The 26,669-nt window shown below is 63.2% G+C and carries 28 protein-coding genes; 18 read left to right on the forward strand and 10 right to left on the reverse strand.

All coding sequences use genetic code 11. The annotated features are described in order from the left end of the window. Positions 1-12: 12 nt before the first annotated feature. The 4 genes from selA (at position 13) to FME68_RS11255 (ending at position 3,862) form a co-directional block, all read left to right on the forward strand. On the forward strand, positions 13-1,299 hold the full coding sequence (selA, locus tag FME68_RS11240) for an L-seryl-tRNA(Sec) selenium transferase (RefSeq protein ID WP_158397593.1): 1,287 nt from the start codon (positions 13-15) through the stop codon (positions 1,297-1,299). Continuing rightward, the gene (selB, locus tag FME68_RS11245) at positions 1,300-3,090 is read left to right on the forward strand and encodes a selenocysteine-specific translation elongation factor (RefSeq protein WP_328287831.1); all 1,791 of its coding nucleotides are present in this window, start codon (positions 1,300-1,302) and stop codon (positions 3,088-3,090) included. It abuts the gene before it with no gap. Positions 3,091-3,272: 182 nt separating this feature from the next. Next, positions 3,273-3,554 (forward strand): type II toxin-antitoxin system RelE/ParE family toxin, encoded by a 282-nt coding sequence (locus FME68_RS11250; protein WP_049156403.1) that lies wholly within the window; start codon positions 3,273-3,275, stop codon positions 3,552-3,554. Positions 3,555-3,562: 8 nt separating this feature from the next. Then, positions 3,563-3,862 (forward strand): HigA family addiction module antitoxin, encoded by a 300-nt coding sequence (locus FME68_RS11255; protein WP_049156400.1) that lies wholly within the window; start codon positions 3,563-3,565, stop codon positions 3,860-3,862. Positions 3,863-4,308: 446 nt separating this feature from the next. On the opposite strand, the gene FME68_RS11260 is transcribed toward FME68_RS11255, so the two are convergent. Continuing rightward, on the reverse strand, positions 4,309-5,166 hold the full coding sequence (locus FME68_RS11260) for a hypothetical protein (RefSeq protein WP_328287832.1): 858 nt from the start codon (positions 5,164-5,166) through the stop codon (positions 4,309-4,311). Positions 5,167-5,245: 79 nt separating this feature from the next. Between FME68_RS11260 and zupT the strand changes: the two genes are divergently transcribed. Continuing rightward, positions 5,246-6,043 carry a zinc transporter ZupT gene (zupT, locus tag FME68_RS11265; RefSeq protein ID WP_049156397.1) on the forward strand — a complete coding sequence of 266 codons (798 nt, stop codon included), beginning with the start codon at positions 5,246-5,248 and terminating at the stop codon, positions 6,041-6,043. A 3-nt stretch (positions 6,044-6,046) separates the two neighbouring features. Here the strand turns inward: zupT and FME68_RS11270 are convergent, their stop codons facing one another. From FME68_RS11270 to FME68_RS11280, 3 genes are read right to left on the reverse strand one after another with little or no spacing between them, the layout of a single operon-like run. After that, positions 6,047-6,967: a DUF808 domain-containing protein gene (locus FME68_RS11270; protein ID WP_158397594.1), complete on the reverse strand. Its 921-nt coding sequence runs from the start codon at positions 6,965-6,967 to the stop codon at positions 6,047-6,049. 42 nt (positions 6,968-7,009) lie between these two features. Continuing rightward, the gene (locus FME68_RS11275; protein ID WP_010187279.1) at positions 7,010-7,546 is read right to left on the reverse strand and encodes a ribonuclease FAU-1 family protein; all 537 of its coding nucleotides are present in this window, start codon (positions 7,544-7,546) and stop codon (positions 7,010-7,012) included. Next, on the reverse strand, positions 7,546-8,265 hold the full coding sequence (locus FME68_RS11280; protein WP_158397595.1) for an Rv1157c family protein: 720 nt from the start codon (positions 8,263-8,265) through the stop codon (positions 7,546-7,548). The genes FME68_RS11275 and FME68_RS11280 overlap by 1 nt, the downstream gene beginning before the upstream one ends. 259 nt (positions 8,266-8,524) lie before the next feature. Here FME68_RS11280 and typA point away from each other — a divergent pair, with 259 nt between their 5' ends. From typA to FME68_RS11320, 8 genes are all read left to right on the forward strand, one after another. Then, positions 8,525-10,435, forward strand: a complete 1,911-nt coding sequence (gene typA, locus FME68_RS11285; protein WP_328287833.1) for a translational GTPase TypA — start codon at positions 8,525-8,527, stop codon at positions 10,433-10,435. Between the two features lie 68 nt (positions 10,436-10,503). Continuing rightward, entirely contained in the window at positions 10,504-12,105 is a 1,602-nt protein-coding gene (locus FME68_RS11290) for an ABC transporter family substrate-binding protein (protein WP_328287834.1), read from the forward strand. Continuing rightward, positions 12,095-12,964: a PIG-L family deacetylase gene (locus FME68_RS11295; RefSeq protein ID WP_158397597.1), complete on the forward strand. Its 870-nt coding sequence runs from the start codon at positions 12,095-12,097 to the stop codon at positions 12,962-12,964. The genes FME68_RS11290 and FME68_RS11295 overlap by 11 nt, the downstream gene beginning before the upstream one ends. Next, the gene (locus tag FME68_RS11300) at positions 12,961-13,353 is read left to right on the forward strand and encodes a hypothetical protein (RefSeq protein WP_049154368.1); all 393 of its coding nucleotides are present in this window, start codon (positions 12,961-12,963) and stop codon (positions 13,351-13,353) included. The genes FME68_RS11295 and FME68_RS11300 overlap by 4 nt, the downstream gene beginning before the upstream one ends. Positions 13,354-13,403: 50 nt before the next feature. After that, complete coding sequence (gene fdxA, locus FME68_RS11305) at positions 13,404-13,727, forward strand: ferredoxin (protein WP_005327491.1); 324 nt, start codon at positions 13,404-13,406, stop codon at positions 13,725-13,727. A gap of 3 nt (positions 13,728-13,730) precedes the next feature. Continuing rightward, complete coding sequence (gene dapC / locus FME68_RS11310; protein ID WP_158397598.1) at positions 13,731-14,816, forward strand: succinyldiaminopimelate transaminase; 1,086 nt, start codon at positions 13,731-13,733, stop codon at positions 14,814-14,816. Continuing rightward, positions 14,817-15,623, forward strand: coding sequence for a pseudouridine synthase (locus tag FME68_RS11315; RefSeq protein WP_046648281.1), 807 nt, complete (start codon positions 14,817-14,819; stop codon positions 15,621-15,623). Between the two features lie 107 nt (positions 15,624-15,730). Further along, a complete protein-coding gene (locus tag FME68_RS11320; protein ID WP_049154373.1) occupies positions 15,731-16,294 on the forward strand; it encodes a GtrA family protein in 564 nt (187 codons plus the stop codon). A gap of 463 nt (positions 16,295-16,757) precedes the next feature. Here FME68_RS11320 and FME68_RS11325 read toward each other — a convergent pair whose 3' ends face one another. The 6 genes from FME68_RS11325 to FME68_RS11345 all read right to left on the reverse strand — a co-directional run bounded on the left by FME68_RS11325 (position 16,758) and on the right by FME68_RS11345 (position 22,770). Next, positions 16,758-17,237 (reverse strand): SoxR reducing system RseC family protein, encoded by a 480-nt coding sequence (locus tag FME68_RS11325; RefSeq protein ID WP_230308991.1) that lies wholly within the window; start codon positions 17,235-17,237, stop codon positions 16,758-16,760. Beyond that, entirely contained in the window at positions 17,221-17,430 is a 210-nt protein-coding gene (locus tag FME68_RS13090) for a helix-turn-helix transcriptional regulator (protein WP_046648286.1), read from the reverse strand. The genes FME68_RS11325 and FME68_RS13090 overlap by 17 nt, the downstream gene beginning before the upstream one ends. A gap of 57 nt (positions 17,431-17,487) precedes the next feature. Next, entirely contained in the window at positions 17,488-18,345 is an 858-nt protein-coding gene (locus tag FME68_RS11330; protein ID WP_158397599.1) for a type IV toxin-antitoxin system AbiEi family antitoxin domain-containing protein, read from the reverse strand. Between the two features lie 484 nt (positions 18,346-18,829). Further along, the gene (locus FME68_RS11335; RefSeq protein ID WP_158397600.1) at positions 18,830-20,260 is read right to left on the reverse strand and encodes an amino acid permease; all 1,431 of its coding nucleotides are present in this window, start codon (positions 20,258-20,260) and stop codon (positions 18,830-18,832) included. 161 nt (positions 20,261-20,421) lie between these two features. Next, positions 20,422-21,393, reverse strand: a complete 972-nt coding sequence (gene dapD, locus FME68_RS11340) for a 2,3,4,5-tetrahydropyridine-2,6-dicarboxylate N-succinyltransferase (RefSeq protein WP_158397601.1) — start codon at positions 21,391-21,393, stop codon at positions 20,422-20,424. An 18-nt stretch (positions 21,394-21,411) separates the two neighbouring features. Further along, positions 21,412-22,770, reverse strand: a complete 1,359-nt coding sequence (locus FME68_RS11345; protein ID WP_070509627.1) for an amino acid permease — start codon at positions 22,768-22,770, stop codon at positions 21,412-21,414. 91 nt (positions 22,771-22,861) lie between these two features. Between FME68_RS11345 and dapE the strand changes: the two genes are divergently transcribed. The 5 genes from dapE to FME68_RS11370 are packed head-to-tail and all read left to right on the forward strand — an operon-like array spanning position 22,862 to position 26,665. Then, a complete protein-coding gene (dapE, locus tag FME68_RS11350) occupies positions 22,862-23,950 on the forward strand; it encodes a succinyl-diaminopimelate desuccinylase (protein ID WP_328287835.1) in 1,089 nt (362 codons plus the stop codon). Positions 23,951-23,957: 7 nt separating this feature from the next. Further along, positions 23,958-24,728 carry an LOG family protein gene (locus tag FME68_RS11355; protein ID WP_046648293.1) on the forward strand — a complete coding sequence of 257 codons (771 nt, stop codon included), beginning with the start codon at positions 23,958-23,960 and terminating at the stop codon, positions 24,726-24,728. Positions 24,729-24,754: 26 nt separating this feature from the next. Next, a complete protein-coding gene (gene folP / locus FME68_RS11360) occupies positions 24,755-25,567 on the forward strand; it encodes a dihydropteroate synthase (protein ID WP_158397613.1) in 813 nt (270 codons plus the stop codon). A 3-nt stretch (positions 25,568-25,570) separates the two neighbouring features. Further along, positions 25,571-26,308 carry a glucosyl-3-phosphoglycerate synthase gene (locus tag FME68_RS11365; protein WP_158397602.1) on the forward strand — a complete coding sequence of 246 codons (738 nt, stop codon included), beginning with the start codon at positions 25,571-25,573 and terminating at the stop codon, positions 26,306-26,308. A gap of 3 nt (positions 26,309-26,311) precedes the next feature. Next, complete coding sequence (locus FME68_RS11370) at positions 26,312-26,665, forward strand: DivIVA domain-containing protein (protein ID WP_158397603.1); 354 nt, start codon at positions 26,312-26,314, stop codon at positions 26,663-26,665. Positions 26,666-26,669 lie beyond the last annotated feature (4 nt).

The following is a 26,669-nucleotide window of genomic DNA, read 5'->3' on the forward strand; positions in this document are numbered from 1 at the left end:
CTAGGAGGACCCATGACGACAGACCCCCGCCGCTTCATCCCGAAGATGGATGAGATCCTCCAGTACCCAGCGGTGCGCACTGCGCGGGAGCGCAGTGCAGCTCACAAGGTCCGGGCAATCATCGACGCCGTGCTTGCCGACGCCCGCTCCGGCTCCCTCGATCCCACCCATATCCAACAGGAGCTGGCCGCCAGGTTGGACGCAGTGCAGCCCTATTCCTTGCGCCGCGTTATCAACGCCACGGGCGTCATCATTCACACGAACCTGGGCCGTGCCCCTTTGCCACCAGCCGCGGTGGACGCGCTCGCAGCCGCAGCCGGCTATACGGACGTTGAGATGGACTTAGACAGCGGTCAGCGCTCGCGGGATAGGGGACGCGGCGCGGTCGAGGCTGTCCTGGCCGCCTGTCCCGGCGCGGAGGATGCGCTGGTGGTTAACAATGGAGCATCCGCGCTGCTGCTGGCGACCGCCGCCTTGGCCCCCGGCAATGAGGTCATCATTTCCCGGGGCGAACTCATCGAGATTGGCGCGGGCTTCCGCTTGCCCGAGCTCATCGAGTCCACGGCCACCCGGTTGCGGGAAGTGGGCGCGACGAACCGCACACACGTGGCGGACTATCAGCGGGCTTTGGGGGAGAACACCGGAGCGATTCTCAAGGTGCATCCCTCCAACTTTCTGATCAGTGGTTTTACGTCTTCTGTGCCGGTTGCTGAGTTGCGTGCGCTTACGGATGTGCCGCTCATCGTGGATATCGGCTCAGGGTTGCTCACTCCCGATGCAGTGCTTCCTGAGGAGCCCTCCGCCAGCCAGGCTCTTCGTGATGGCGCGGACGTGGTGCTCTTTTCGGGCGATAAGCTGCTCGGTGGACCACAAGCCGGTGTGCTTGTGGGGACGAAGGAAGCGATCGCCGCGTGTAAGAAACACCCGTTGGCGCGGGCGGTGCGCATCGATAAGCTGCGGCTCAACGCGCTTGAAGCCTCGCTTTCAACCCCCTCCAATGCCGTGCAGGACGCGCTGCACATTGATCCGCAACGTCACCTCGAGCGCACCGAGAAGGTCGCCGCGGCGGTAGGCGGCGAGGTTGTCGAGCATGACGGGCGCGTAGGCGGCGGCGGGGCGCCCGAGGTACCGCTGCCAGGCTGGGCTGTGGCGTTGCCAGAAGAGCTGGCCCGTCCACTGCGGTTGGGCGAGCTTCCTGTGGTGGCGCGCGTGAACCAGGGCCGCTGTCTGGTGGATGTGCGCTGCGTGCCGGAGTCGCAGGATGCGGAGCTTATTGCTGCAATTCAGGCGGTGATGTAGGTGTACGTTGTGGCGACCGCCGGGCATGTGGATCACGGAAAGTCGAGCCTGGTGAAGGCGCTGACGGGAATGGAGCCGGATCGTTGGGAGGAAGAGAAGCGGCGCGGCCTAACCATTGACTTGGGCTTCGTGTGGATGAAGCTGGACTCCGGCGCTGACGTAGCTTTTGTCGATGTGCCGGGGCACGAGAAGTTCCTGGGCAACATGCTGGCCGGGGTGGGGCCCGCGCCGGTGGTGCTCTTTGTCGTGGCGGCCGATGAAGGGTGGCAAGCGCAGTCCACCGACCACCGGGATGCCCTGCGCGCCGTGGGAATCGAACACGGCGCGGTGGCGCTGACCCGCGCGGATAAGGCAGACGCTGCCCGCCGCGCTGAGGTCACCGCGCAGGTCAAGGCAGAGCTGGCGGGAACAGCGCTTGCCGACGCTCCCGTGGTCGAAGTCTCCGCAAAGACCGGCGAGGGCGTCGAAAAGCTTCGCGCCGAGTTAGACCAGGTGCTCGCCGCTATGCCCGCGCCGGATTGCCAAGCACGCGTGCGGTTGTGGGTCGATCGCGCCTTCAGCGTGAAGGGTGCTGGCACCGTGGTGACGGGAACGCTGGCGGCGGGGACTGTCTCGGTGGGGGATGAGATGGAGCTTGGCGGGCAACTCGTGACGGTGCGCGGAGTGCACAGTGAAAACACGTCGGTGGACAGCGCTGGTCCGGTGAGACGCGTGGCGCTTAACCTCCGTGGGGTGGCCGCGGATGAGGTTCATCGTGGGGATGCACTGCTGAGCCCAGAGCGCTGGCGGGTGCTCGATACCGTGGATATTCGCCGAACCTTTGGTACTGAGATGGCTGAGCTTCCCCAGAACCTCGTGGTGCACATTGGCACGGTGGGGGTGGGCGCGCGTTTGCGGCCTTTAGGCGGTGAGTTCGCGCGGTTGACACTGGAAAGCCCGCTACCTCTCACGTTGCTCGATCGGTTCGTGGTGCGCAGCCCCGGCGGGCGGCACGTAGCGGCGGGCTTCGAAGTCGTGGACGTGCACCCGGCTGAGCTGAGCAGGCGTGGTGATGCGAAGAAGCGCGCAGCTGAGCTAGAAGTTTTAGAGCCGGCGAACCCGTCCGAGTGGCTCAAGCGCTGCGGCTACGCTGCACACGAAGAGCTCGTGCGCGATGGCTTCTCGGTGGAGGAAAAGCCTGCCGGAGTCATCGAATTCGCTCGGTGGTGGATTGCCGCACGACAGGTGACCGCGTGGAAGAATGCTCTCGTTTCGGCTGTGGAAGCACATGCCGCAGCGAACCCGCTTTCCCCAGGACTGACGAAAGCAGCGGCCATGGACGCGCTGAACCTGTCGGAGCCGGCCCTGCTGGGCCTAGCAGTAGCGGCAGCCCAGCTCGAATCGGTCGATGGCGTGCTGCGCGTGCCTGGTCAGGCTGTAGATTTGGGCCCCGCGGAGAGGGGAGTAGCTGAGCTCGAGCAACGCCTGTACGCCGAGCCTTTCGCCGCCCCGGAGGCAGAAGAACTTAAGGAATTGGGGCTGGGCCCCAAAGAGCTCGCCGCTGCCGAGCGCGCCGGGCGTGTGCTCCGGTTAGACAAAGGCGTTGTGCTTTTGCCTTCCGCTCCTCGCGAGGCACTCGAAGTTGTCTCTACGTTGGAACAGCCTTTCACCCTCTCGGAGGCGCGCCAAGCCCTGGGGACGACGCGCCGGGTTGCCATCCCGCTCTTCGAGCACCTCGATGCCACCGGCGCGACCCGCCTAGTCGACGGCAAGCGCTTCGCATTCGGGCCAGGGGCAAAGGAACCAAAGTAAAGGCACCATTTGTCGCCGGTTTTCGGATAAACCCCAGGTCAATGAATTAGCGTAAGTGCATAAGGTGCCAGTTAAAAGGTGCCTTTGGTGGCCATTGAGAAAACTTTGAAGGCGCAAGTGTCTTCATTGGCTTAGCGGTGACCGTCATTGACGGTCTCCGTTATGTTTTGTAGGGTGAACCCATGATCCAGTCTTTCGGTAACCGTGATACCGAGCTTGTCTGGTTACGCGAAGCGTCGCCGCGGATTGATTCGAGAATCCACAAAACTGCTAATAGAAAACTCCATCAGCTCGATGCTGCTGTTTCGCTGAACTCCTTACGTATTCCACCGGGCAACCGCCTCGAAGCTTTGAAAGGTGACCGGAAAGGAACATTCAGTATCCGAGTCAATCAGCAGTGGAGGATCACCTTCCGCTGGACCGAGGCCGGCCCAGCGGACGTTGTTATCGAGGACTATCACTAAGGACGGTTATGAGTACTAAGCTTTATCCGCCGATTCACCCCGGCGAAGTGCTTAATGAAGATTTCATCGAAGCTTTTGGGATTACCCAACACCAACTGGCTGTAGAAATTGGCGTCCCGCTGCGGAAGATTAATGAGATTGTTCACGGCAAGCGTGGAATCACCGCAGATACCGCTCTTCGGCTAGGAAAGTACTTCGGAATCGAACCGCAGTATTGGCTCAACCTGCAAAGCCGTTATGAATTGGAGGTGGCTGAGGATGCCGTCGCTGATGAAATCGATGGCATCCGGCCCCTCGGGGCGGCTTAAATTCAGCGGTTAATAGCGAGAGCGATTGGACTGGGGCGTCCGCCAGAAGCAGAGCGGACTGAATGGCGGCTGCCTAGGTCAGGATCATCGCTTCCCCAGGAGTCTTCGGCCCAGATCGCAAAATCGCGATCGGCATAGCGCTCTTGTCGGGTGGCAAGGTGCTCCATCCTCTGCGCATAGCGTTTCTTCGAAGCATTAACTTCGTCAGCTTTAGAGCCTGTAGAGGATCGATTTCTGCGATTGTTGTGTTGTTTGCTGGGCATGATGAGTTCCTGAGCTTCTGAAACGGTGAGCTAGCGTAAATAAGACCCTACGCGAGAGGTGGGTTTAGCAGCCAGGTCGCGGCCGACCAACAGGGGCAAAGGAACCAAAGTAAAGGCACCATTGCGGGCGGTTTTCGGAGAAATCCCAGGTCAATGAATTAGCGTAAGTGCATAAGGTGCCAGTCAAAAGGTGCCTTTGGGGGACGTGAAGGCACGCGATCCGGTGGGCAGAGGTGAGGCAAGAGGATCCGCAGGCGTGGTGAACTCCCAATCGGCGTCAGGGTCGAGCGCTGGCGGGATAGCGGGCTTGTCCGGGTCGAGCGGCAGCGGAGGGACAGCGGGGGCGAAGAGCTCGGCAGGGTCAGCAGAGTCAGCAGGGTCTAGGGGAAGGTCCACGGCGATGCGGCCCCCTGCAGCATAAGCCCGGGCGGCCAGGGAAACACCGGACTGGGTGGCGGCCGCGAATGCGGCGGCCAGCGCCGGGGAATCGGAGAGCTCCGCGCACGGTCCGAGGACGAGGTTGTCGTGGGTGGCGAGGACGGTGTCGTCGAGAAGCGCAAGCGTCACGATAAGCTGCTCGGTTCCCATCTCGCGCAGCTGGTGCGCGGTGAGCTCACCTTCCGCGACACGAACAAGCGCGCCCTGTCCGCCGCTGAGCAGGGCAGTACCCGCCGGTTGGTTGGTGGCGGGAATCATCCACGGGTCGAGTCCCAGGGCAACGGCGACCTCCACCTCGCCGTCAACAATCTCGACGGTGGCCTGCGTCGCTGGAGTCATCGCCGCAGTGCGCAGACGGTTCAGCGCCGGATACTCTGCGGATTCCTCGCCATCGAGCGCGCCCAGAAAACCGAAATCCGAGCGCACACGCCAGCCGCCGGTGGTGGGGTCGGGGAGCAAGGACACGTCGACGAGCGCAGGCTGCTGCGCCAACCCCGGGATGCTCAGCGCGGTGCCGAGGCTAAGATGCTCGAGAATCGCGACGTGCTCAACACCAAAGTAAGACGGAGCCAGCGGATATAGCGCCATGGTTGCGACAGTCACCTCAAGAGTCAGATGGGATGCGATGGACTTCTTTCAAGCTTACGCAGAGGCCGGGTTAGACACGCTATAGTTTGCCACTATGGACTTAGCCACCATCGCGTTCGCTTTCAGCCTTGTGTTGCTGTCTGGCTTGTCGACGTCCATCGGAGGCGCCCTCGCCGTAGGCAAGAGAGAACCTGGCCCGAAGTTCATGGCCGCTGCCCTGGGCCTGTCCGCGGGCGTGATGCTCTACGTCTCCTTCATGGAAATCTTGCCGGAGGCCCTGAAGAAACTAGAAAGCACCCTCGGGGACGAAGCGCGCGCCACCTGGACGATGATGGCGGCATTCTTCGCGGGCATTGCGATTATCGCGATCATTGACCGCTTGGTGCCCGAGGAGATCAACCCGCACGAGCCGGCCACGACCGAAGAAGAGGCGCGGCGCAAAAGGCTGATGAAGACCGGCATGTTCACCGCCTTCGCGCTGGCCATTCACAATTTCCCGGAGGGCTTCGCCACGTTCCTCTCGGGCCTGGAAGCCCCGGAGATCGCCATCCCCGTTGCCGTGGCTATCGCCATTCACAACATCCCCGAGGGCATTGCGGTGGCGGTACCCCTGCGCAGCGCAACGGGCTCGCGGAAGAAGGCCTTCTGGTGGGCCACGTTATCGGGGCTGGCCGAGCCCCTCGGCGCTCTCATCGGCTTCGCGCTGCTGATGCCGTTTATCGGGCCGATGACCTTCGGCATCAGCTTCGCCGTCATCGCCGGCATCATGGTGTTCATCTCCCTCGATGAGCTCTTGCCCACGGCGGAGGAAACCGGCGAACACCACTGCGCCATCTACGGCCTTATCGCCGGCATGGCGGTCATGGCGGTTTCACTCGCGCTGTTTATTTAGAGGTTATTTCACGCGCTCCGCGGTGGCCTTGACCGCCATGACAATGCTGACGATGACGGCGCCCAGAATAAAGCCGCACAGCATGGACAAGCCGGTGTCCGCCAACCAGGCGAGGGCGCCGTTGTTGATGCTCTCTGTCACGTGGTGGATAAAGCCATAAGGCTGCTCGGCGCCGAATTCGCTCAGGCCCTTGACCACGATGTGGCCGCCCACCCACAGCATGGCGGCGGTGCCGATGATGCCGATGATCTTGAGCACGATGGGCATGCCCTTTACCAACGCGGTACCCAGGGCGGAGTCACCATCGTGGCGCTTGAGCAGGGCGACGCCGATGTCATCCATCTTGACTAGCAGCCCGACGGCGCCATAGACGCCCAAGGTGAGGAGGACACCGACGGTGACTAGGGTGCCGAGGCGCAGCCAGAAGGGTTGGTCCATGACCTCGTTGAGGGAGATGACCATGATTTCGGCGGAGAGGATGAGGTCCGTGGTGATAGCGGACTTGACCAGGGAGTCTTCGGCCTCAGGGCCTCTTTCTTCCGCTGGCTTTTCCTCCTTTTCGCCGCGGTGGAAAACTGAGTGGAAGATCTTCTCCGCGCCCTCGAAGCACAGGTAAGTACCGCCGCACATGAGGATGGGAGTCAGGGCCCAAGGCGCGATCCACGACAGGATGAGCGCGATGGGCAGGATGATGACGAGCTTGTTGATGAGCGAGCCCTTGGTGATGCGCCAGATCATTGGCAGCTCGCGCTGCGGCTTGACGCCCTGGACATATTGGGGCGTGACGGCGGCGTCATCGACGACGACACCGGCGGCTTTCATCGAAGTCTTTCCGGCTAGCGCTGCCACGTCGTCGACGCTGGAGGCAGCGGAGCGGGCGATCAGGGCGACGTCGTCAAGCAGGGCAAAGAGGCCACCGGCCATGGCTCACATCCTTAGGGGTAGGGGAGAAGTGTCTCCCCAACTTTACTCGGCAGGAACGAGCTCTACATCCTCTGCCCATGTGAGGTCCATGCCCAGCGTGCGCAGCCAATTCATGGCGTCATCGCCGTAACGCGTGATGCCCTCGACGGCGGCCAGCGTGCGCTCCATGGCGCGCTCGGCCTCCTCGGCACTGATGAGGCCGTTGGAGGTGGCCGCGGCTAGCTCGTCGATGTCGAGCACGTCGACCGGCTCGCCGGAGGTAGAAACCAAGTCGACGTAGAGATCGCGGGTGGTCCACACGTCCCCGTCAACGTCGATGTCGGCGATGTCGATGTAGAAGTCCTGGTGCACGTCCACGCCCTCGCGGAAGTGGAAGATATTGGCGCGCAGGCCGAGCTCCGGCAGCAGCCAAGACTCGAGGTAGCCGAAGCGCGGGTGGTTGGCGCCGCGGGCCATGTACAGGCCAAAATCGGTGACCCGGTAGGTGTCTACCTCGCGCTGGAAACCTTTCGGGTCGACATTGATGTTGTCGGCCGTATTGAAGGTCTCTTGCTTGACTGGGTGCAGATCTGTGCTCATTAGTTCACCTCGAGGAAAGCCGCGGTAGGTGGGAAGGAACACGAGGATTCAGCAGTGTTGACCGCACCGGAGAGGACCGCCACGACGGTACCCTTGCCGGTCGTTGCGCGGCCCGAGACCGTGGTTGGCCCATCGGTGTTGATGCCGTTGTTGAAGAGGGGAGTGGTGCCGAACTGGAAGGTGTCCAGGTTGAACCACTGGACGCGCATGGCGCCCTGTTCTTCAGCGGCGGTCGGGGTACCCAGGGCGGTGAAGAGGAAGACGGCTTCGCCTTCACCGGCGCCTGGGGCCGGCATATCGGTCGGGCCCGGTACGGCGATGGCGGAACCCACCGAATCGCCCTGCCCGCCGATGCACTGCGCGGAGACCGTGGGCCAGTAGAACTGGCGGAAGCCGGGGTTATTTCCCTCCGGCATCGCGACGCCGCCCTCACCGCCGTCACCAGCGGTGAAGTTGAGTGCGGTGAGGATGGCGCTGCGGGCCTCCTGCGGGATCCATGGCTGTGCCGCGAAAGCACGAACACGCTCCTGCGTCTCCGGGGTGGGACGGCCGAGGCTGTCCAGCGGGTTGCTGCTCTGAGGAACGTTCACCAGCGAGGAGAGATCAGGGGCGCCGGCATGCGCGGGCGTGATGCTGAGCAGGCCCATCATCAGGGCAGCAGTGAGTCCGGCTACACCGCGACGGGCGGAACCGGTGGAGTGCTGTTCAGAAAAGGCCATGGAGAATCCTTGTGTGTGGGTGGGGGAAGTGACGTCACAGAAACTACACAGTGATCACATCAGTCACAATAGTATCTGCTGTCACAATATTCACTTTTTCGGCGTAGTCAACTCTTTTTAGAGCCCTACTGTGCGGTATGTCGGCTGTTGATATCAATTCGTTACATCGCGCGCGATGCTGCACATCAAAGGGCTAGAGAGTATATTTAAGGGCCGTTCACATCGCTAACGCACCATGCTTTGAAGGAGCACCCCACACGTGAGTAATACTGAATTCCGTAACGTAGCCATCGTCGCGCACGTTGACCACGGTAAAACCACCCTTGTCAACGGCATGCTGGAGCAGTCCGGCGCTTTCGGCGACCATGGCGAACACTCGGATCGCGTCATGGACTCCAACGATCAGGAGCGCGAGCGCGGCATCACCATTCTGGCGAAGAACACCGCCATCCACCGCAAGGGCCTGGGCAAGGACGGCGGGGATCTCATCATCAACGTCATCGATACCCCGGGCCACGCCGACTTCGGCGGCGAGGTCGAGCGCGGTATCTCCATGGTGGACGGCGTCGTCTTGCTTGTCGACGCCTCCGAAGGCCCCCTCCCGCAGACCCGCTTCGTGCTCACCAAGGCGCTGGAGGCGAAGCTGCCGGTCATCATTTGCGTGAATAAGACCGACCGCCCGGACGCCCGTATCGACGAGGTCGTCACCGAGGCCCAGGACCTGCTGCTGGAAATCGCCGCCGGCCTCGAGGACGAGGAAGCAGCCGCTGCCGCCGAGGAGCTGCTGGGCCTGCCGGTCCTCTACACCTCCGGCCGCGAGGGCAAGGCTTCCACTGAGAACCCAGGCAACGGCAACGTCCCGAACGCCGATGATCTGCAGGCGCTTTTCGACGTTATTTATGACGTCCTCCCCGAGCCCTCCGCCAAGGTCGACGCCCCTCTGCAGGCACACGTGACCAACCTGGACTCCGATGACTTCCTTGGTCGTATCGCCCTGCTTCGTATCTATTCCGGCACCATCAAGAAGGGTCAGCAGGTGGCCTGGATGCACTACGACGAGGAAGGGGAGATGCACACCAAGACCGTCAAGGTGGCGGAGCTGCTGCGCACCGTCGGTTTCCAGCGCCAGCCGGACACCGAGGCCATCGCCGGTGACATCGTGGCCATCTCTGGTATCTCCGACATCATGATTGGTGACACCATCGCGGACGTCGAGCACCCAGAGCCGCTGCCGCGCATCAAGGTCGACGAGCCGGCCATTTCCATGACCATTGGCGTGAACACCTCCCCGATGGCAGGCCAGGGCGGCGGCGATAAGCTCACCGCCCGCTTGGTCAAGGCCCGCCTGGACCAGGAGCTCATCGGTAACGTCTCCATCAAGGTGCTGCCGACCGAGCGTCCCGACGCTTGGGAAGTCCAGGGCCGCGGCGAGATGGCGCTTTCCGTACTCATCGAGAACATGCGCCGCGAGGGCTTCGAGTTGACCGTCGGTAAGCCGCAGGTAGTCACCCAGGTCATCGACGGAAAGACGATGGAGCCCTATGAGATGCTCACCATCGATTCCCCCTCCGAGCACCAGGGCGCTATTACCCAGCTGCTGGCCACCCGCAAGGGGCAGATGCAGTCCATGGACGTGCGCGAGGGCGACTGGGTCCGCATGGTCTTCCGCGTTCCCGCCCGCGGTCTCATCGGTTTCCGCACCCAGTTCATGACGGAGACCCGCGGCGCTGGCATCGCCAACTCCATCTCCGATGGCCTCGACGTCTGGGCCGGCGACATCAAGGCCCGTCCAACCGGCTCCCTGGTGGCCGACCGTTCCGGCCAGATCACCGCCTACGCCCTCCAGCAGCTGGCGGACCGCGGTGACTTCTTCGTGGAGCCGGGCATGGAGGCCTACGAGGGCATGGTTGTCGGCGCCAATAACCGTGATGAGGATATGGATATCAACATCACCAAGGAAAAGAAGCTGACCAACATGCGTTCCGCCACCGCGGACGCCACCGTCACCCTGGCCAAGGCCCGGACCCTGTCCCTGGAAGAGGCGCTGGAGTTCTGTGGGACCGACGAGTGCGTTGAGGTCGGCCCGAACGTTCTACGCGTGCGCAAGGTCGAGCTGTCCGCCACCGACCGCAAGCGCGCGGCCGCCCGCGCCAAGCAGCTCAACAAGTAGTTCGCTCAGCGCCGCCCCGGGCAACTACAGTGGTAGGGAAAGTTTTCGGAATGTAAAGGTTGTGTGGAGTGGACCGTTTCCTGCCTCGGCTTGGCGTTATCCTCGCAGCCGCCCTGCTTACCGCCTGCCAGGCCAACCCCGGTCCGCCGCCGGTGGTAGATGAGAACGATCGCAGTACCACTCCAACGAATTCCAGCACCACGGCCCCGCCACCTGAGGTAGCACCCGAAGAGGACCTTCTGCCGGAGCGCAGCACCGTGGCGATTGGGGTGGACCCGCTGCGCGGTGGGCTCAACCCACACCTAGTGGCGAACAACTCCGAGCTGGTCAACCAGATTGCGGAGCTGGTCCTTCCTTCAGCTTTCCACGGCTCTGAGATGGATACGGATGTCCTGGAATCCGCAGAGGAGATCGAAGCCCCCGGCAGCATTGCCATGCGGGTACGCTATACCATCGCCGGGCCGGCGCAATGGTCGGATGGCACGCCGATCAGCGGCTCCGATTTCAACTACCTGTGGTCACAGATAATGCGCACGCCGGGCGCGAAGGACGTGGCTGGCTACCGGGCAATTACAGCCGTGCGGACCTCCGGGAATGGGCGCGTGGTCACCGTTGACTTCGGGCATCGCGTGGAGGATTGGCACAAGCTCTTTGCCAACCTCGTGCCCTCCCACCTTCTGGAGGACCGCGATTTCGCCTCGGCCCTGGCGGACGGGATCCCCGCCTCGGCCGGGCGCTACCTCGTCGCCGGAATGGATCGCGGCCGAGGAATCATTACCCTCAACCGCAATGATCGGTTCTGGGGAGAAGATCCCGCGAATATCGACGTCATTCAGCTGCGCGCTGTGCGTGATACCGCGCAGGCGGTGAACATGCTGCGCTCGCACCAGATCGGTTTTGCTGATATCACCCCGCAGCAGACCACCCTGGAGAACTTGAGCCTGCTCAGCAACGTCAATACCGGTGTGGTGACCCGGCAACGCCAGCTGCGGCTGAACATGTCGGCGGTTGAAGGAGCACTCGATGAACAGGCGCAACGCCGTGCGTTAGCCTCGCTTCTCGACACCGACCAACTAGCCCGCCTCGCCACCGGCCGCGCCTCGGAGCTCAAGGCTGGGAACAATCCCTTCGATAGCCACGCGGAGCTCGCCCCATTGCGCGAGCGTGCGGGCCGCAAGCCGGTGCGGATTGCCGTGGATCCCCAGTACCCCACCGCCTTGGCGGCGGCCACCACCATCGTGGACGTGCTCCAAGCCAAGGCCATCGACGCGGAGGTCGTCACCGAACGCTTGACCACGATTACCTCCGACCTGCTCCCGGCGGGCAAGGTGGATGCTGTGGTGGCGTGGGATGAGAACGGCGAGGACGCACTCAGCTTGGCCAACTATTTCGTGTGCGCGACACCCACGCGCCCGGCGGCAACGTTGTCCGGGTACTGCCCGGAAAACTCCGCCGACACTGCCCTGGGCATTCTCTCTGGCGAGGTGGATTCCGCGACCGCGCAGGAGCACGTAGAGCATCTCAACAGGGAGGAAGCGCTCTTCGTCCCGCTGCTCAACGAGGTGCGTATCCATGCTTTGGGCAAGGGTATTGTTGGCCCCGGACAAAGCATTGAGGACTGGGACTCCGGCCTCATCAGCGCACCGCAGTGGAGGAAAGATGATGACTAAGGATCTCACCGGCTACCGTGTCGTGGCCGTTCATGCCCACCCAGATGACGAGGTGCTTTTTACCGGCGGAACGTTGGCGGACCTGTCCGCGCGCGGCGCGCAGGTCACCGTGATTACCGCGACGCTGGGTGAGGAAGGCGAGATCATCGGCGAGCCCTACCAGGGCCTCGCGGAGACCGACCAGCTGGGAGGGTTCCGCGCCTGGGAGCTTAAGCACGCGCTCGACGCTTTAGGCGTCGACGGCATTCAGCTGGGTGGTTTCGGGCACTTCCGCGATTCCGGCATGGAAGGCTCGCCCGCTCACGAGAATCCGCGGGCCCTGGTCAACCGCGTGGAAGAGGCCGCCGACCTGTTGCGGGGCCACCTTATCGCGCTGCGTCCACATGCAGTGCTGACCTATGGCCCGGACGGCGGTTACGGGCACCCCGACCATATCGCTGTGCACAAGGCCGTGCATGCGGCTGCCTCGCCTGAGCAGCGCATCTGGTGGGCCGTCTTTGAGCGCGCCGCGCACTACCGCGGCCTCGATGCTGTTACCCCTCCGGAGGGCTGGAGCCTGCCCGATAAGGAGTACCTGGATAACTTCACCAATGCTGGCTGCGATGTGGCCTACGAGCTCACTGACGCGGCTCTCAGCGCCAAGCGCGCAGCGATGCTGGCCCACGCCACGCAGATCTGGCTTGCCGACGGCTCCCTCACTACCGTCAACCCTCACGCCGCCCAGGCGGGCTTGAAGGATCCCGCGGAGGTTCCCGCTGCCTATGCCTTGTCCAACCTGCTCACCATGCCGCTGCTGCGCCACGAGTTCTACCAGCTGGGCCAAGGTGAGCTGCAGGATTCATTGCTGGGGGAGAAATGAGCGAGCGCGCAATCCGCACCGACTTCTCCCGCGGCGAGCAAGTAGGGGGCCTAGTGTGGCTCGTCTTAGGCGCACTCTGCTCGCTGACCTTAGAGGTGGTCTATCTCACCGCCCGCGTGCCATGGTTCGACGGGGCCAGCGTGGCCTTTCCGATCACCATCCTCATCGCCTTTTGGTTCAACGGGGTGCTGACCCGCACAGCGCGGCTGTGGAGTGAGAATCCCTACATCGCGGGCTTGCCCGGTTTAGCTTGGGTGGCGGGTTTCCTCGCGTTCATGCTGGGTGCCGCTATCGGGGACGGTAGCTTGCTGGCCAATAATATTCTCAGCCTGCTGCTGTTCGCCGCGGGAATCGCGGGTAGCGTTTGGCCATTTTTCGCCTCGGAGTAGCATACTGTTAGTCGTAGAAAACCCGTGACACACAGGAGTTTAAACACCTTATGACTTACACCATCGCGCAGCCTTGCGTCGACGTGATGGACCGCGGCTGCGTTGAAGAGTGCCCGGTCGACTGCATCTACGAGGGCAAGCGCATGCTCTACATCCACCCGGACGAGTGCGTGGACTGCGGCGCCTGTGAGCCGGCTTGCCCGGTGGAGGCCATCTTCTACGAGGATGATGTCCCGGATGAGTGGCTGGACTACAACGATGCTAACGCCGCCTTCTTTGATGATCTCGGCTCCCCGGGCGGCGCAGCTGCGCTCGGCCCGCAGGACTTTGATGTCCCGATGATCGCTGCACTCCCGCCTCAGAACCAGGAGTAATAGATGAGCCGCACGCCGCTGGGAGACACGCTCCCGGATTTTCCGTGGAACTCGCTTGCTGACGCCAAGAAGAAAGCACAGGCGCACCCGGACGGGATCGTTGACCTATCGGTGGGCAATCCCGTCGATCCGGTGGCCCCAGGCGTGCAGTTAGCGCTGTCCGCAGCGGCCGAGGCCCCCGGCTACCCGCAGACACAGGGCACCCCGGAGCTGCGCGAGGCCATTGCGAAGGCGCTGCAGCGCCGCTACAACATGAACGTGGACGCGGTGCTGCCGGTCATCGGCACTAAGGAAGCTATCGCCTGGCTGCCTACCTTGCTGGGCATGCGCGGCGAGACCGTGGCTTTCCCGACGGTGGCTTATCCCACCTATGAAGTCGGTGCACTTCTGGCCGGTGCCAAGCCTCTGCGCGCCGATGAGGATTTCCAGGATGCGTCGCTCGTGTTCATCAACTCGCCGTCGAATCCGACGGGCCGGGTGTTGGGCGTCGAGAAGCTGCGTGAGATCGTCGCCTGGGCGCGCGCGAACAATGCCATCGTGGCCTCGGACGAGTGCTACATGGGCCTGGGCTGGGATGATGAGAACCCGCCGGTGTCCATCCTGGATCCGCGCGTGACCGATGGCGACAACACCGGTCTCATCGCCATGCATTCGCTGTCCAAGAGCGCGAACATGGCTTCTTACCGTGCCGGTTTCTTCGCGGGCGATGCCCAGCTCATCGCGGAGCTGCTGGAGCTGCGCAAGCACGCAGGGCTCATCGTTCCAGGCCCCATCCAGGCGGCCATGGTCGCCGCGCTTGCCGACGACCCCTCCGAAGCCCTCCAGCGCCAGCGCTATGCCGCGCGCCGTGTGGATCTCATGCGGGCACTGACCGGCGCGGGCTTTCGGATCGAGCACTCCGAGGCTGGGCTCTACCTGTGGGCAACGCGCGGTGAGAACTGCCGGGCGACCGTCGACTGGCTGGCCGAGCGCGGCATCCTCGTTGCACCGGGTGACTTCTATGGCCCAGCGGGCGAGCAATTCGTGCGCATTGGCCTCAACGGCACTGATGAGCGCATCGCCGCAGCCGTGGCCCGCTTGGCTGCGTAAATGGCCTTTCGCCCACCAGCGCGGGAGGGGATTAGCCCGCGTAAGGTGATGCTCACGGGCATCGTGCCCGCCACTCCTACCTATTGGGCAGGTGAGGCGGGCGATTCCGCGTTTTCGCCCGGTACTCGCTTAGAGCCCGGCACTGTGCTTCCCGGCCCAACGCTGGCCTGGTATCACCCTTCGGTGCCTTCCGAAGAGCCTATTCCGTTTGATTACCGCGTGGTGTTTGAGGACGGGGACCTGATAGTCGCGGACAAGCCGCACTTTCTGCCCACGACGTCGAACGGGCGCATCGTGCGCGAGACCCTCCAAACCCGCCTGCGCGTGGACTACGGGGAGGACTCTATTGTGCCGCTGCACCGGCTGGACCGGTTGACGTCGGGGTTGGTGCTGTGCTCGCGTAATCCGCGCACGCGCGCTGCGTACCAGCAGCTTTTTCAGGAGCGTGCGGTGGTGAAGCGCTACCGTGCTCGGGTGGCCGCGCCCTTCTCCTTCGACGGCACGGTGCGGCTGGGCATGCGGCGAGTGCGGGGTGAGCGCCAGGTCCGCGTGGATCCTATCGGCACGCCTACGGTGACTCGGGTGCGCGCTCGGGGAGCGGTGGCCGATGTCTGGCCACTGACCGGCCATACCCACCAGATTCGCGTGGTGCTTAACCACCTGGGGCATCCGATTGTGGGGGACGATACTTATCCGGTGGATCGCGGGTTGTCCCTCTACGATTTTTCCACGCCCCTGCGGCTTACTCACGTAGCTTTGAGCTTTAAGGATCCGCTTTCTGGTGAGAAGCGTGAGTTTCAGCTGTGAGATTCGGCGCTCTTGCGGCGCGCGTTTTAGTTTGCGCTGAATGAGGGACTAAACTCAAACGAAGTTTTATTCATCATAATTGAGCATTTTGTACGAAGGGCGTGTCCATGGCGGATCTGAGCTTTGCTCGCTTTGCCTCGAATCTTGGCCAGTTCATTAAGTTCGGTCTGGTCGGTGGTTCGGGCACGTTGGTCAACATTGCGACTTCGATTGTGGCTGCAAAGTGCGGTTTGGCGTGGTTTGGTGCCACGCCGCATGACGCGATGTTCAACCTGTTCGGCACGCAGTTCCACGTGCGTTGGTTCATGCTCTTTTCCACGATTGCCTTCTTGGTGGCGAATACCTGGAACTACCAGCTCAACCGCATGTGGACGTTTAAGTCCGTGAACAAGGTGTCTTGGTTGCGTGGGTTCTTCCCATTCCTCATCACGGGTATCGGCGCCTACCTGGTTACCCTCGCGGTGCAGTACTTGCTGATGAATCCGACCTCGCCGTTGCAGCTGCCGCCGCATATTTTCGACGACTCTACCGGCTTCCGCACGATGTACTACTGGGCCAACGCCATTTCCATCGTGGTGGCGATGCCGATTAACTTCATCTTCAATAAGCTGTGGACGTTCCGCTCGAAGCCAAAGACGCCGATCTTGGTTCACGAGACCGAACCGGCTTAATACCAGCCCTTCGCCCCCCGTCTTCTTTCTGTCCGTCCTTCCGTCGCGCGGCTCTTCCTCCGCCCCGCCTGCCCTTCGCGCTCACCAGCGATGGCCGGTGGGGTCTTTTCGATGCTGCGGTGAGCGGGAAGGGAGGCGTCGGCACGCACCGCTTCCTTCGCGCTCACTGGAGACACGGCGTGGAAGCGCTCCATCGTGCTGGTGAGCGCTTAGGGACGAAAATCGGAAACCCGCCCTTTGCGCTCACCGGCATCTAATAGATTCGCTAGTTCCCGTTTACAGTGAGCGGGAAGGGGCGGCGGCAGCGGTTTAGCGGGGCAGGGCAAGGCTGCATTCTTTGCGGGGGCCGGCAGTATCGGCTTGAACTATCCTTGGCGCTCACCGGCGCCTGTAAAAAGCAAGACCCGCCGTCCGCGGTGAGCGCGAAGGGCGGGATGGATGGGGATTGGCCGGGCAGTGCGGTCTAGTCGTCGAACTCGGAGTCGAGGCGGGCCTGGTCGCGTTGATGCTGGCGGCGGCGAAGGAATGGCGTGAAGATGATGGCGGCGGTCACGCCAGCCCCAGCGCCAAGCAAGTAGGAGGTGGAGTCCGGTGCGTAAGCGTTGTGGGCAATTCCAACGAACATCACAATGAGCGGGATGAGGTAGACGGTCATCGCAGGCCAAATGCGGCCAACAGGCGGGGTGGCGACGCGCTTGCGCAGCCACGCCGTGCCGAAGAGATTGCCGATGATAGACGGTGCGATGGCGAGGAAGCACAGCATGCTCATCTGACCAGGAAGGACCCAGGCGAGGATGGCTGCGGCGACGAGCTCGAGGAAGCGGGTCGGGGTAGCGCTGATGGTGTTGGCCTTGTAGAAAGTCTCGCGCTCGAATTCGTCGCGAGAGGCGCGGTCGATCTCGCGGAGCGTGTAGTTGGCCAGGGCGTTAATCATGTTGTTCATCTCCAAAGACTTCTTCGATGGTTTTTCCCAGTTCGCGGCAGATGTCTAGCGCTAGGTAGACGGAGGGGGAGTAGTTGCCGCGTTCGATATTGGCGATTGTCTGGCGGGAAACGCCGGCCCGTTCAGCAAGGTCGGCTTGAGACATCTCGAGCCAGCGCCGCCATTTGCGAACCATGTTCTGATGCTCGGCCATCTGGCCTCCTTTACGGTGTGTAACTCTTACATGCCTAAGTGTAAAGAAAACTTGTCACTATGGCAATGTTTGCATGCATAAGTGCCAAGTCCAATAAGGCTGGGTTGCCGCAGAAGGGAGCTTGGGATTTCGCCCTTTGAGCAGCTCAAGAGTCGCTTTGATAAGCAAGAAGGCGTCGTTGAGGTGGTAGCGGATATCGTCGGCAGTAAAGCGCAAAACCGTATACCCATGGGCTACGGCCGCGTTCTGCTTCGAGCGGTCCGCTTGAAACGCCCGATCATTTTTGTGGTACTCCCAGCCGTCGACCTCGATGATGAGCTTGCCAATCTTCAGGTCGAAGCGGTAACCCGCGATGAGCGCGTTGTGCTCAGGAAAAATCCCGTCCGAGCTAAGCCTTCGGCTGAGCTGGCGCTCCGGTACGCTATCGGCCCCAATCGGCGTGTGGCGGATAGTCTCTTTCAAACGCCGGGGAACCCGACGCATCCTTCGCCGGTCATTTTCGAGGCGGGCGGGCCCTGTTTTGCCGCGGTAGTACTCTTCCAGCAGCTGGCCGCAGGCCGCGGCTATACGACGGGCTGCCCACAGTACCTGGACAACGGGCAGGCCATTCACCTTGGCAGTAGCCGACAGGCGTGAATGCGTCACCCGAAAATTCTTGCCTTTAAGCGTGCGCGGCCCCTCGGCTTCCAACGGAAACGTCAGCTTCCTCCCCAAGTGAATCTCCTGCGCGGTCTTGCCCGTGAAATGTATTCGACTGAGCCCGTGCGCCAGAGCCCGCGCCACGGCAAGCGGCGACCACTCGTCGCTATAAATCCCGCGGTGCACGCGAAAGAGCGTCCCCGCGCGAAGCTTCCGCCTGATTGCCTCCTTGCTCAAGCCTTGCTCGCGAAGCTCTGCGGTCGTCCATGCCTTCATGAAGCTCAAGGTATGCAGTGCTTAACGACGCGTCGAGGGTCAATTCCCCGCCTGTGGATAACTCGGCCCTGCGGCGTCGATTTTGCACTAAGAAGTTGTCGCGTCCGCAATTTTTGCACCTCTTGCCCGCCCCGAAACTCCCTTCGCGCCCACGGGAAGCCTTGAAAAGGCGACACCCCGGTCGCCGGTGAGCGCGAAGGGTGGTCAGTGATAGGCGTGGCGGGAAAGCAGCCCCGTTTGGTTCCGCCTTCTCCTTTGCGCTCACGGAGCACGTGCCTGGCGCTCTTCAGCTCATCGATGGTGAGCGCGAAGGGAGTGATTGAGTGGGTAAGCTCCTGCGCCTGACCCTTGGCGGCCACCAAGAGCGGACAAACGGTACAACGCTGGTCGGCCGGTGAGCGCGAAAGGTGGGGCGGCGATGGAAACGAGGGAGTGGGGCGGCGATGGAAACGAGGGGGTTGGGCGGCGAGATGGCGAGGGGCGGCTAGCGGGCCTCGAGCTCCTCGGCCGTCGGTAGGGGCAGGCGCGAGGTCGGGGCAATGTCGCGGGCCTTCGCGTTGATGACACCTGCAACTGCGAGTACCGCGAACATGGCGGCAGCGGAGAAGAGTTGGATGCGGGCGGAGGCGTCGGTAAGCATGAGCACCGCAATGGCCGCAAAGAGCGCCAGCGCGAACCACGTGAGGTAGGGGTAGGCCCACATGCGTACCGGCAGCGGGTGGATGGCCTCGAGCTGCGGGCGCAGGCGCAACTGGCTCACTGCGATGAAGACCCACACGATGAGCAGCGAGGCGCCAGCGGCGTTGAGCATGAAGGACAGCAGCCACCCGGTATCCGCATAGTTGAGAACAACCATCACCGCGGAAAGAATGACAGACAGCGCGATGGCCGCCGTCGGGACGCCGCGACGGTCGGTGGCGGCGAAGAGCTTGGGGGCTTCGCCGCGGCTAGCCAGCGAGTGCATCATGCGAGAGGAAGCGTAGATCTGCGCGTTGAAAGCAGAGAGCAGCGCGAGGACGATGACCACTTCCATGATGGCAGCAGCACCTGGGATTCCGGCGCGGTCCAAGACCATGGTGAACGGCGACTCGGCAGCAGACTTCGCGGAACCGAGCGAGGAATAGGGCAGGAGGAAGGTGATGACGAGGACGGAGCCCAGGTAGAACACGGAAATGCGGGTAATGGTGGTGCGCACTGCGTTGACGAGGGACTTCTCGGGGTCCTCGGATTCCGCCGCGGCGATGGCGACGACCTCGATGCCGCCGAACGCGAAGGCCACGGCGAGCAGACCGGCGGCCACGCCGCCGAGGCCGTTGGGCATGAAGCCGTCTTCGAGGAAGACCGACGTGCCGATGAAGGTGTGGCCGGGGAGAAGGCCGAAGATGAGCAGCGCGCCGATAACGAGGAAAGCAATAATGACGGCGACCTTGATGAAGGCGAACCAGTACTCAAACTCACCAAACAAGCGCACCCGCAGCAGGTTGATGGTTCCGAAGAGAGCCACGCAGATGGCTGCGGGGATCCAGGGCGGGCAGTTAAACCACGCGCCGATGAATCCGGCCGCGCCGGTGATTTCCGCGCCCAGAACCGCGACGGTGGCGAGCCAATAAATCCAGCCCTGTGTAAATCCAGCCCAGCAGCCGATGCCGTGCTCCGCATATTCGGAAAAGGAGCCGGATGCGGGGATGACCGTGCCCATTTCACCGAGCATCTGCATGACCAAGATGGCAAGGAAACCAGCGATGAGATAAGCCAAGAGGACCGCGGGGCCGGCGGCAGAAATGCCAACGCCGGTGCCTAAGAAAAGGCCAGCGCCAATGGTGGAACCCAGCCCCATCATGGTCAGGTGGCGGACTTTCAAGCCGCTGCCGAGTGAGCGAGGAGAGGAATCGTTTTGAGCAGTCACCTTTAGCATTGTAGGCAGCCGCTCGCGGTAAGTGGGCATAAGGGGAGAATTGGTAGGGCGGGGGAGGTCCCCGTAGCGGTGCGCGCCCGAGGACAGGAAGCCCGCGACTCGGAGTCTTAGGTCAAGATCGCAAAAGCCCCCGCAAGAACGGGGGCCTCAAGCAACAGCGTTTAGTTCTTGTGCAGGTCCTCGTTGAGGGCCACAGCCTCAGACCTCCACTCCACGGCCTCGACGGCGCCGGTGACGGAGTTGCGGCGCAGCAGCACGCCGGAGACGCCAGAGAGCTTGGAACCCTTGATGGTGTCGCCCTCAGACAGGCCCAGGGCCTCGGCTATCTTGCCGAAGACCGCAATCTTGGTACCGGCGGTGACGTAGAGGCCGGCTTCGACGACGGCGTCGTCGCCAAGCGAAATGCCCACGCCGGAGTTCGCGCCGAGCAGGCAGCGCTCACCGATGGAGATGACCTCCTTGCCGCCGCCGGACAGGGTGCCCATGATGGAGGCGCCGCCGCCGATATCGGAGCCATCGCCCACGACGACGCCTGCGGAAATACGGCCCTCGACCATGGAGGCGCCCAGGGTGCCGGCGTTGAAGTTAACGAAGCCCTCGTGCATCACGGTCGTGCCCTCAGCGAGGTGGGCGCCCAGGCGAACGCGGTCGGCGTCACCGATGCGCACGCCGGACGGGACAACGTAGTCCACCATGCGCGGGAACTTATCGACGGAGTAGACCACGACCGGGCCGCGGGAGGCGAGGCGGCCGCGGACCATCTGGAAATCGGCTACCGCGCAGGGGCCGTAGTTGGTCCACACGACGTTGGCCAGCTTGCCGAAGATACCGTCTACGTTCAGGCCGTGAGGCTTGACTGCGCGGTGGGAGAGCAGGTGCAGGCGCAGGTAAGCGTCGTAGGTGTCGGCGGGAGCCTCGTCCAGATCCTTGATGGTGGTCTCCACCGCGATGCGGGCGACGCCGCGCTCCTCGTCGGGGCCAACGAGGTCAGCGAACTGCTGCGGAACCTCCTCCAAGCGCTCGGTGCCGCTGGCTTCTACAGAGATATCGGTGTGAACTGCGGGGAACCAGACGTCCAGGACGGTGCCGTCGTGGGTAATGGTTGCCAGGCCGCGTGCGGATGCTGAAGTCATAGGGTCACACCCTAGCAGCTACGCGTTCGACGCGCGCCTTTTGTTACCCGGGAGTAGGTGGAAGATCACAACCAGGGAAACGGTCAGGATGAGGACGGCGAGGACTTGGTTGCGGGCGGAGGCGTCGAAAAGCATGAGAATCGTAAGACCCACCAGTGCTAGGGCAGTCAGCCACGGCAGCCAGGGGAAGCCCGGCACACGCAGCGTCGTGAGCTCGCCGTTGGCCTTCATCTGAGGGTGCAGCTTGATGTAGGAGGCCACGATGAAACACCAGATGACCAGCAGGCAGCCGCCCACCGCGTTGAAGAGGAAGGCCAGAAGCCCCGGCGGGTTCCAGTACTGCAGTACCACCGATGCGAAGGCAAAGATGATGGAGAGCACGACCGCATAAATGGGGGAGCCGGAGACGTTGGTCTTCAAGAAGACGTGGTGCGCGCTGTGGTCCTTGGCCATGTCGTAGACCAAGCGGGAGGTGGCGTAGATCTGCGCGTTGAAGGCAGATAGCAGCGCCAAGGCGATGATGGCTTCCATGAATCCCGCGGCGAAGGGGATCTTCGCGGCGGCGAGGACCAGGGTGAAGGGCGAGTCCGCGGCCACATCGGCGTCCTGGATGGAGCTGAAAGGCAAGGCCATGGTGATGACCAGGATGGATCCGATGTAGAAGACCATGATGCGCACGATGATGGCGCGCACGGCAGTAGCGACGTTGTGGGCTGGGTCCTCAGATTCCGCCGCGGCAATGGTGACCAGTTCGATGCCACCGAAAGCGAAAGCCACGGCGAGCAAGCCGGCGGCAAAACCAGGGCCGCCGTTGGGCAGGAAGTTCTCCGTGAAGTTATGTCCCGCCATGGACAGGTCCATACCCGGCAGGATACCCAGTGCCATGAGCACACCGACGCCCAGGAAGGCCACGATCGTGGCCACCTTGATGATGGCGAACCAGAACTCGAATTCGCCGAAGCCACCCACGGCGGCAAAGTTAACGATGGCGAAGAAGACCACGGCCACCAATGCCGGAATCCAGGGGTCCACCCCGAACCAGTTGGAGACAATCGCCGCGGCACCGGTTATCTCCGCGCCCATCACCATAACCAGCATGAACCAGTAAATCCAGCCCAAGGTAAACCTGGCCCATGGCCCGAAGGCCTGGCCCGCATAGGTAGAGAAAGCGCCCAGCGAAGGGCGCGCGGCGGCCATCTCACCGAGCATCCACATCACCAAAGCGATGAGCGCGCCGGCGACCGCATAGGAAATAAGGACGGAGGTGCCGGAGACCTGGATGCCCAGGCCGACGCCTAGGAAGAGGCCCGCGCCCACCGCGGAACCGAGGCCCATCATGGTGAGGTGGCGGGTTTTGAGTTGAGTGGCCGCAGCCATAGGGAAATCACCTTCAACGCTGTTGATTGTTTGCAACGGGAAGTACTTTACGCAATGCACTAAGCAACCGGGGGCGCTAGCATGGCGGGTTGTGACTTTAAATCTCTTCTCCGATCCCATCGAGCTGACCAAGGCGCTGGTGGATATCCCTAGCCCTTCGCACCACGAGCAAGCGATCGCTGATGCCGTCGAGGAAGCCCTGCGCGGTCTGGACCAGAGCACAGTAGAGGTGGAACGCTACGGCAACACCGTCTGCGCCCGGACGAATCGGGGCTTCGAAAGCCGCGTGGTCCTCGCCGGCCACATCGATACCGTGCCCTTGGCCGAAAACGTCCCCCACACCATGTCGGAGGACGGCGCCACCATGTATGGCTGCGGCACCGTGGACATGAAGTCCGGCATGGCGGTCTACCTCAACGCCTTTGCGCAGCTGTACGACTCCGATGAGCTCAAGCACGACCTCACGGTCATCGCCTATGAGGGCGAGGAGGTCGCCACCGAATTCAACGGCCTGGGCCACTTGCAGAAGGATCACCCGGAGTGGCTGCAGGGAGACCTAGCGCTGTTGGGTGAGCCCTCCGGCGCCATGATCGAGGCCGGCTGCCAAGGCACCATCCGCGTGCGCGTTACCGCCCACGGCACTCGCGCGCACTCGGCCCGCGCCTGGCTGGGCTCCAACGCGGCGCACACCTTGGCGCCGGTGATGCTCAACGTGGCCAACTACCAGCCGCGCGACGTCGAGATTGACGGCTGCACCTACAAGGAAGGCCTCAACATCGTTCACCTCGAATCCGGCGTGGCCACCAACACCATCCCGGACGAGGCTTGGATGTTCGTCAACTTCCGCTTCGCTCCCGACCGCAATTCCGAAGAGGCGCTGGCGCACCTGCTGGAGGTCCTCGGCGAGCATGAGAGCATCACCGTGGAGGTCGATGACATCGCTGGGGCCGCCCTGCCCGGTTTGGGGCAGCCAGCGGCGCGCGCGCTTGTCGACGCCGTCGGCGGCAACGTCCGCGCCAAGTACGGGTGGACCGACGTGGCCCGTTTCTCCGAGATGGGTACCCCAGCCGTTAACTTCGGCCCTGGCGATCCGGGCTTTGCTCACAAGAAGGACGAGCAGGTGCCCATCGCCCAGATCACCGAAGTCTCGACCGCACTCTTGAATTACCTGAAGGGATAACACCACCATGACTCCTGAGCAACTGCGCACCCTGCGCGGACCTCTTCTCGTGCGCACCGCCGGGGAGCAGTCCTCCACCTTTGATCAGCGCCTGCTGCAGTCTGGCGCGGATCACGAGTGGCAGCACGCCGATCCCTGGCGCGTCCTGCGCATTCAGGGCGAGTTCGTGGACGGGTTCGACGCCCTGGCCAAGCTACCCAAGGCCGTGACCGTCTTCGGCTCTGCCCGCACCCCGGAGGATGATCCGAATTACCAGCTGGGCGTGGCCTTGGGCCGCCGACTCGTGGAAGCCAAATATGCCGTCATCACCGGCGGCGGCCCGGGCATTATGGAGGCGGCCAACCGCGGCGCGCACGAGGCTGGCGGGCTGTCTGTGGGCCTCGGCATCGAGCTGCCGCACGAACAGGGCCTGAACCCCTACGTGGATCTGGGCCTGAACTTCCGCTACTTCTTCGCCCGCAAGACCATGTTCCTCAAATACTCCCAGGCCTTCATCTGCCTGCCCGGCGGCATGGGCACCATGGATGAGTTCTTCGAGGTCATGTGCATGGTCCAAACCGGCAAGGTGACCAACTATCCCATCGTCCTCATGGGTACCGAGTACTGGGCAGGCCTGGTGGAATGGATGAAGAAGACCCTGGCCGAGGGCGGGTTCATCAACCCCGAGGACCTCGATCTCTTCCTGGTCACCGACGATATCGACGAAGCCGTCGCCCACATCCTGGCCGCGCACAAGGTCATGTCGGACAAGCGCCTGCGGGAGCAAGAAGACAAGTGACCTCTGCCCCCAACCTCGCGCGGGTCATGGCGATTGTGAACCGCACGCCGGACTCCTTCTACGACAAGGGCGCCACCTTCGAGCTCGACCCCGCAATCCAGCGTGCTGAGCAGGCGCTTGACGACGGCGCCTCCATCATCGACATCGGCGGCGTCAAGGCCGGCCCGGGTGAGCACGTCGACGCGGCCGAGGAAATCGAGCGCGTCGTGCCCACCATCGCGGAGCTGCACCGTCGCCGCCCTGAGGCGCTGATCTCCGTGGACACGTGGCGCGCCGAGGTCGCAGAGGAAGCTATCGCCGCGGGCGCCGGGTTGGTCAACGACACGTGGGCCGGCTGGGACCCTGAGCTCATCGAAGTCGCCGGCCACCACAAGGTGGGCTACGTGTGCTCGCACACCGGCGGCGTGACCCCGCGCACCCGCCCGCATCGGGTGCACTTCGACGACGTGGTCGCTGACGTCATCGCCGAGACTACGCGACTGGCGGAGCGCGCCGCCGACCTCGGCTGCCCGGAGGAGCTGACGTTCATCGACCCTACGCACGACTTCGGCAAGAACACCTTCCACGGTCTGGAGTTGCTGCGGCGCGTCGATGAGATCGTGGCGACGGGGTGGCCGGTGCTCATGGCGTTATCGAATAAGGACTTTGTGGGCGAGACCCTCGACCGAGCCGTCGACCAGCGCGTCGCGGGCACCCTGGCAGCGACGGCGTGGTCGGCAGCGCGCGGCGTGGCGGCGTTTCGGGTGCATGAGGTGGGCCCGACGCTCGATGTCATCCGCATGACCGCTGCCATTCAGGGGCACATGGCGCCGCTCGCGACGACGCGGGGGCTGGCCTAAGGCATGTTTCCGAGCATTTCTGTGGTCATCCCTGCGCTGAATGAGGAGCGCACCGTCGCGCACGTCGTGCGCGCCTGCCTGGCGGATGAGCCTTTAGAGGTCATCGTCATCGACGCCGATTCCACCGATGAGACCGCCGCCCGGGCCGCCGCGGCGGGTGCCCGGGTGTGCAACTGGCGCGAGGTGCTGGACGAGGAACCGCGTCCGGGAAAAGGCGAGTCCCTGTGGCGCGGGGTGGCCGCGGCCCGTGGTGAGGTGGTCGTGTTCATCGACGCGGATTTAGAGTCTGCGCGGCCCGGCATGGTCACAGCACTGACCGAGCCCTTCGTGGATCCCCACGTGCAGCTGGTCAAGGCGCGCTACGCGCGCAGCCTGAACGGCCAGCCCACCGGTGGCGGGCGAGTTACGGAGCTGAGCGCCAAGCCGCTGCTGCGCATGTTCTTCCCCGAGCTCGCGCACATCGATCAGCCTCTGGGCGGGGAGTACGCGATTCGCCGCGAGACAGCCCTGGGTCTGCCTTTTGTGGCGGGCTACGGGGTGGAGGCGGGGTTGCTGATAGACGTCGCCAAGCGCTATGGCCCCCACGCCATCGCCGAGGTGGACCTGGGCACCCGCGCCCACCGCAACCGGCCGCTTGAGGAGCTGGCCCCGATGGCCGATGTTGTCGCGCGCACCATCCTCTCCCGCGCGGGCGTGGTTGGCCCCGTTGCCCAACGTCCGCCGCTGCTGGGTAAGATTTAGCGCATGATGTCCTGGATTCTTCTCATCGTCGTCCTTATCGCCCTCGTCATTATTGGCACATGGGCGTGGGGAACCATCGTGGGTCGGGGGACCGTGATGGAGGCTCCCGATACGGCCGTGGATACCAACGAGGAGAATCTGCGCGCTCTTGAAGAGGGGCGCTTCGACGACCTGCGTTTCGACGTCGTGACACGCGGCTACCGCCAGGACCAAGTGGATGCGCTGCTAGCCGCCGTGGAGCGCCGCTTGGGCGCTGAGCTGGTGGCTTCTGACGGTTCTGCAGATGATTCTGCGGAGGCTTCCGCCGCGGGTGTGGCAACGAGCCTGCCGCTGTCGGCCGAAAAAGAGCTAGACTAGAAGG

Origin of the sequence: Corynebacterium hiratae (assembly GCF_009708045.1) — a bacterium.
Lineage (GTDB): Bacteria > Actinomycetota > Actinomycetes > Mycobacteriales > Mycobacteriaceae > Corynebacterium > Corynebacterium hiratae.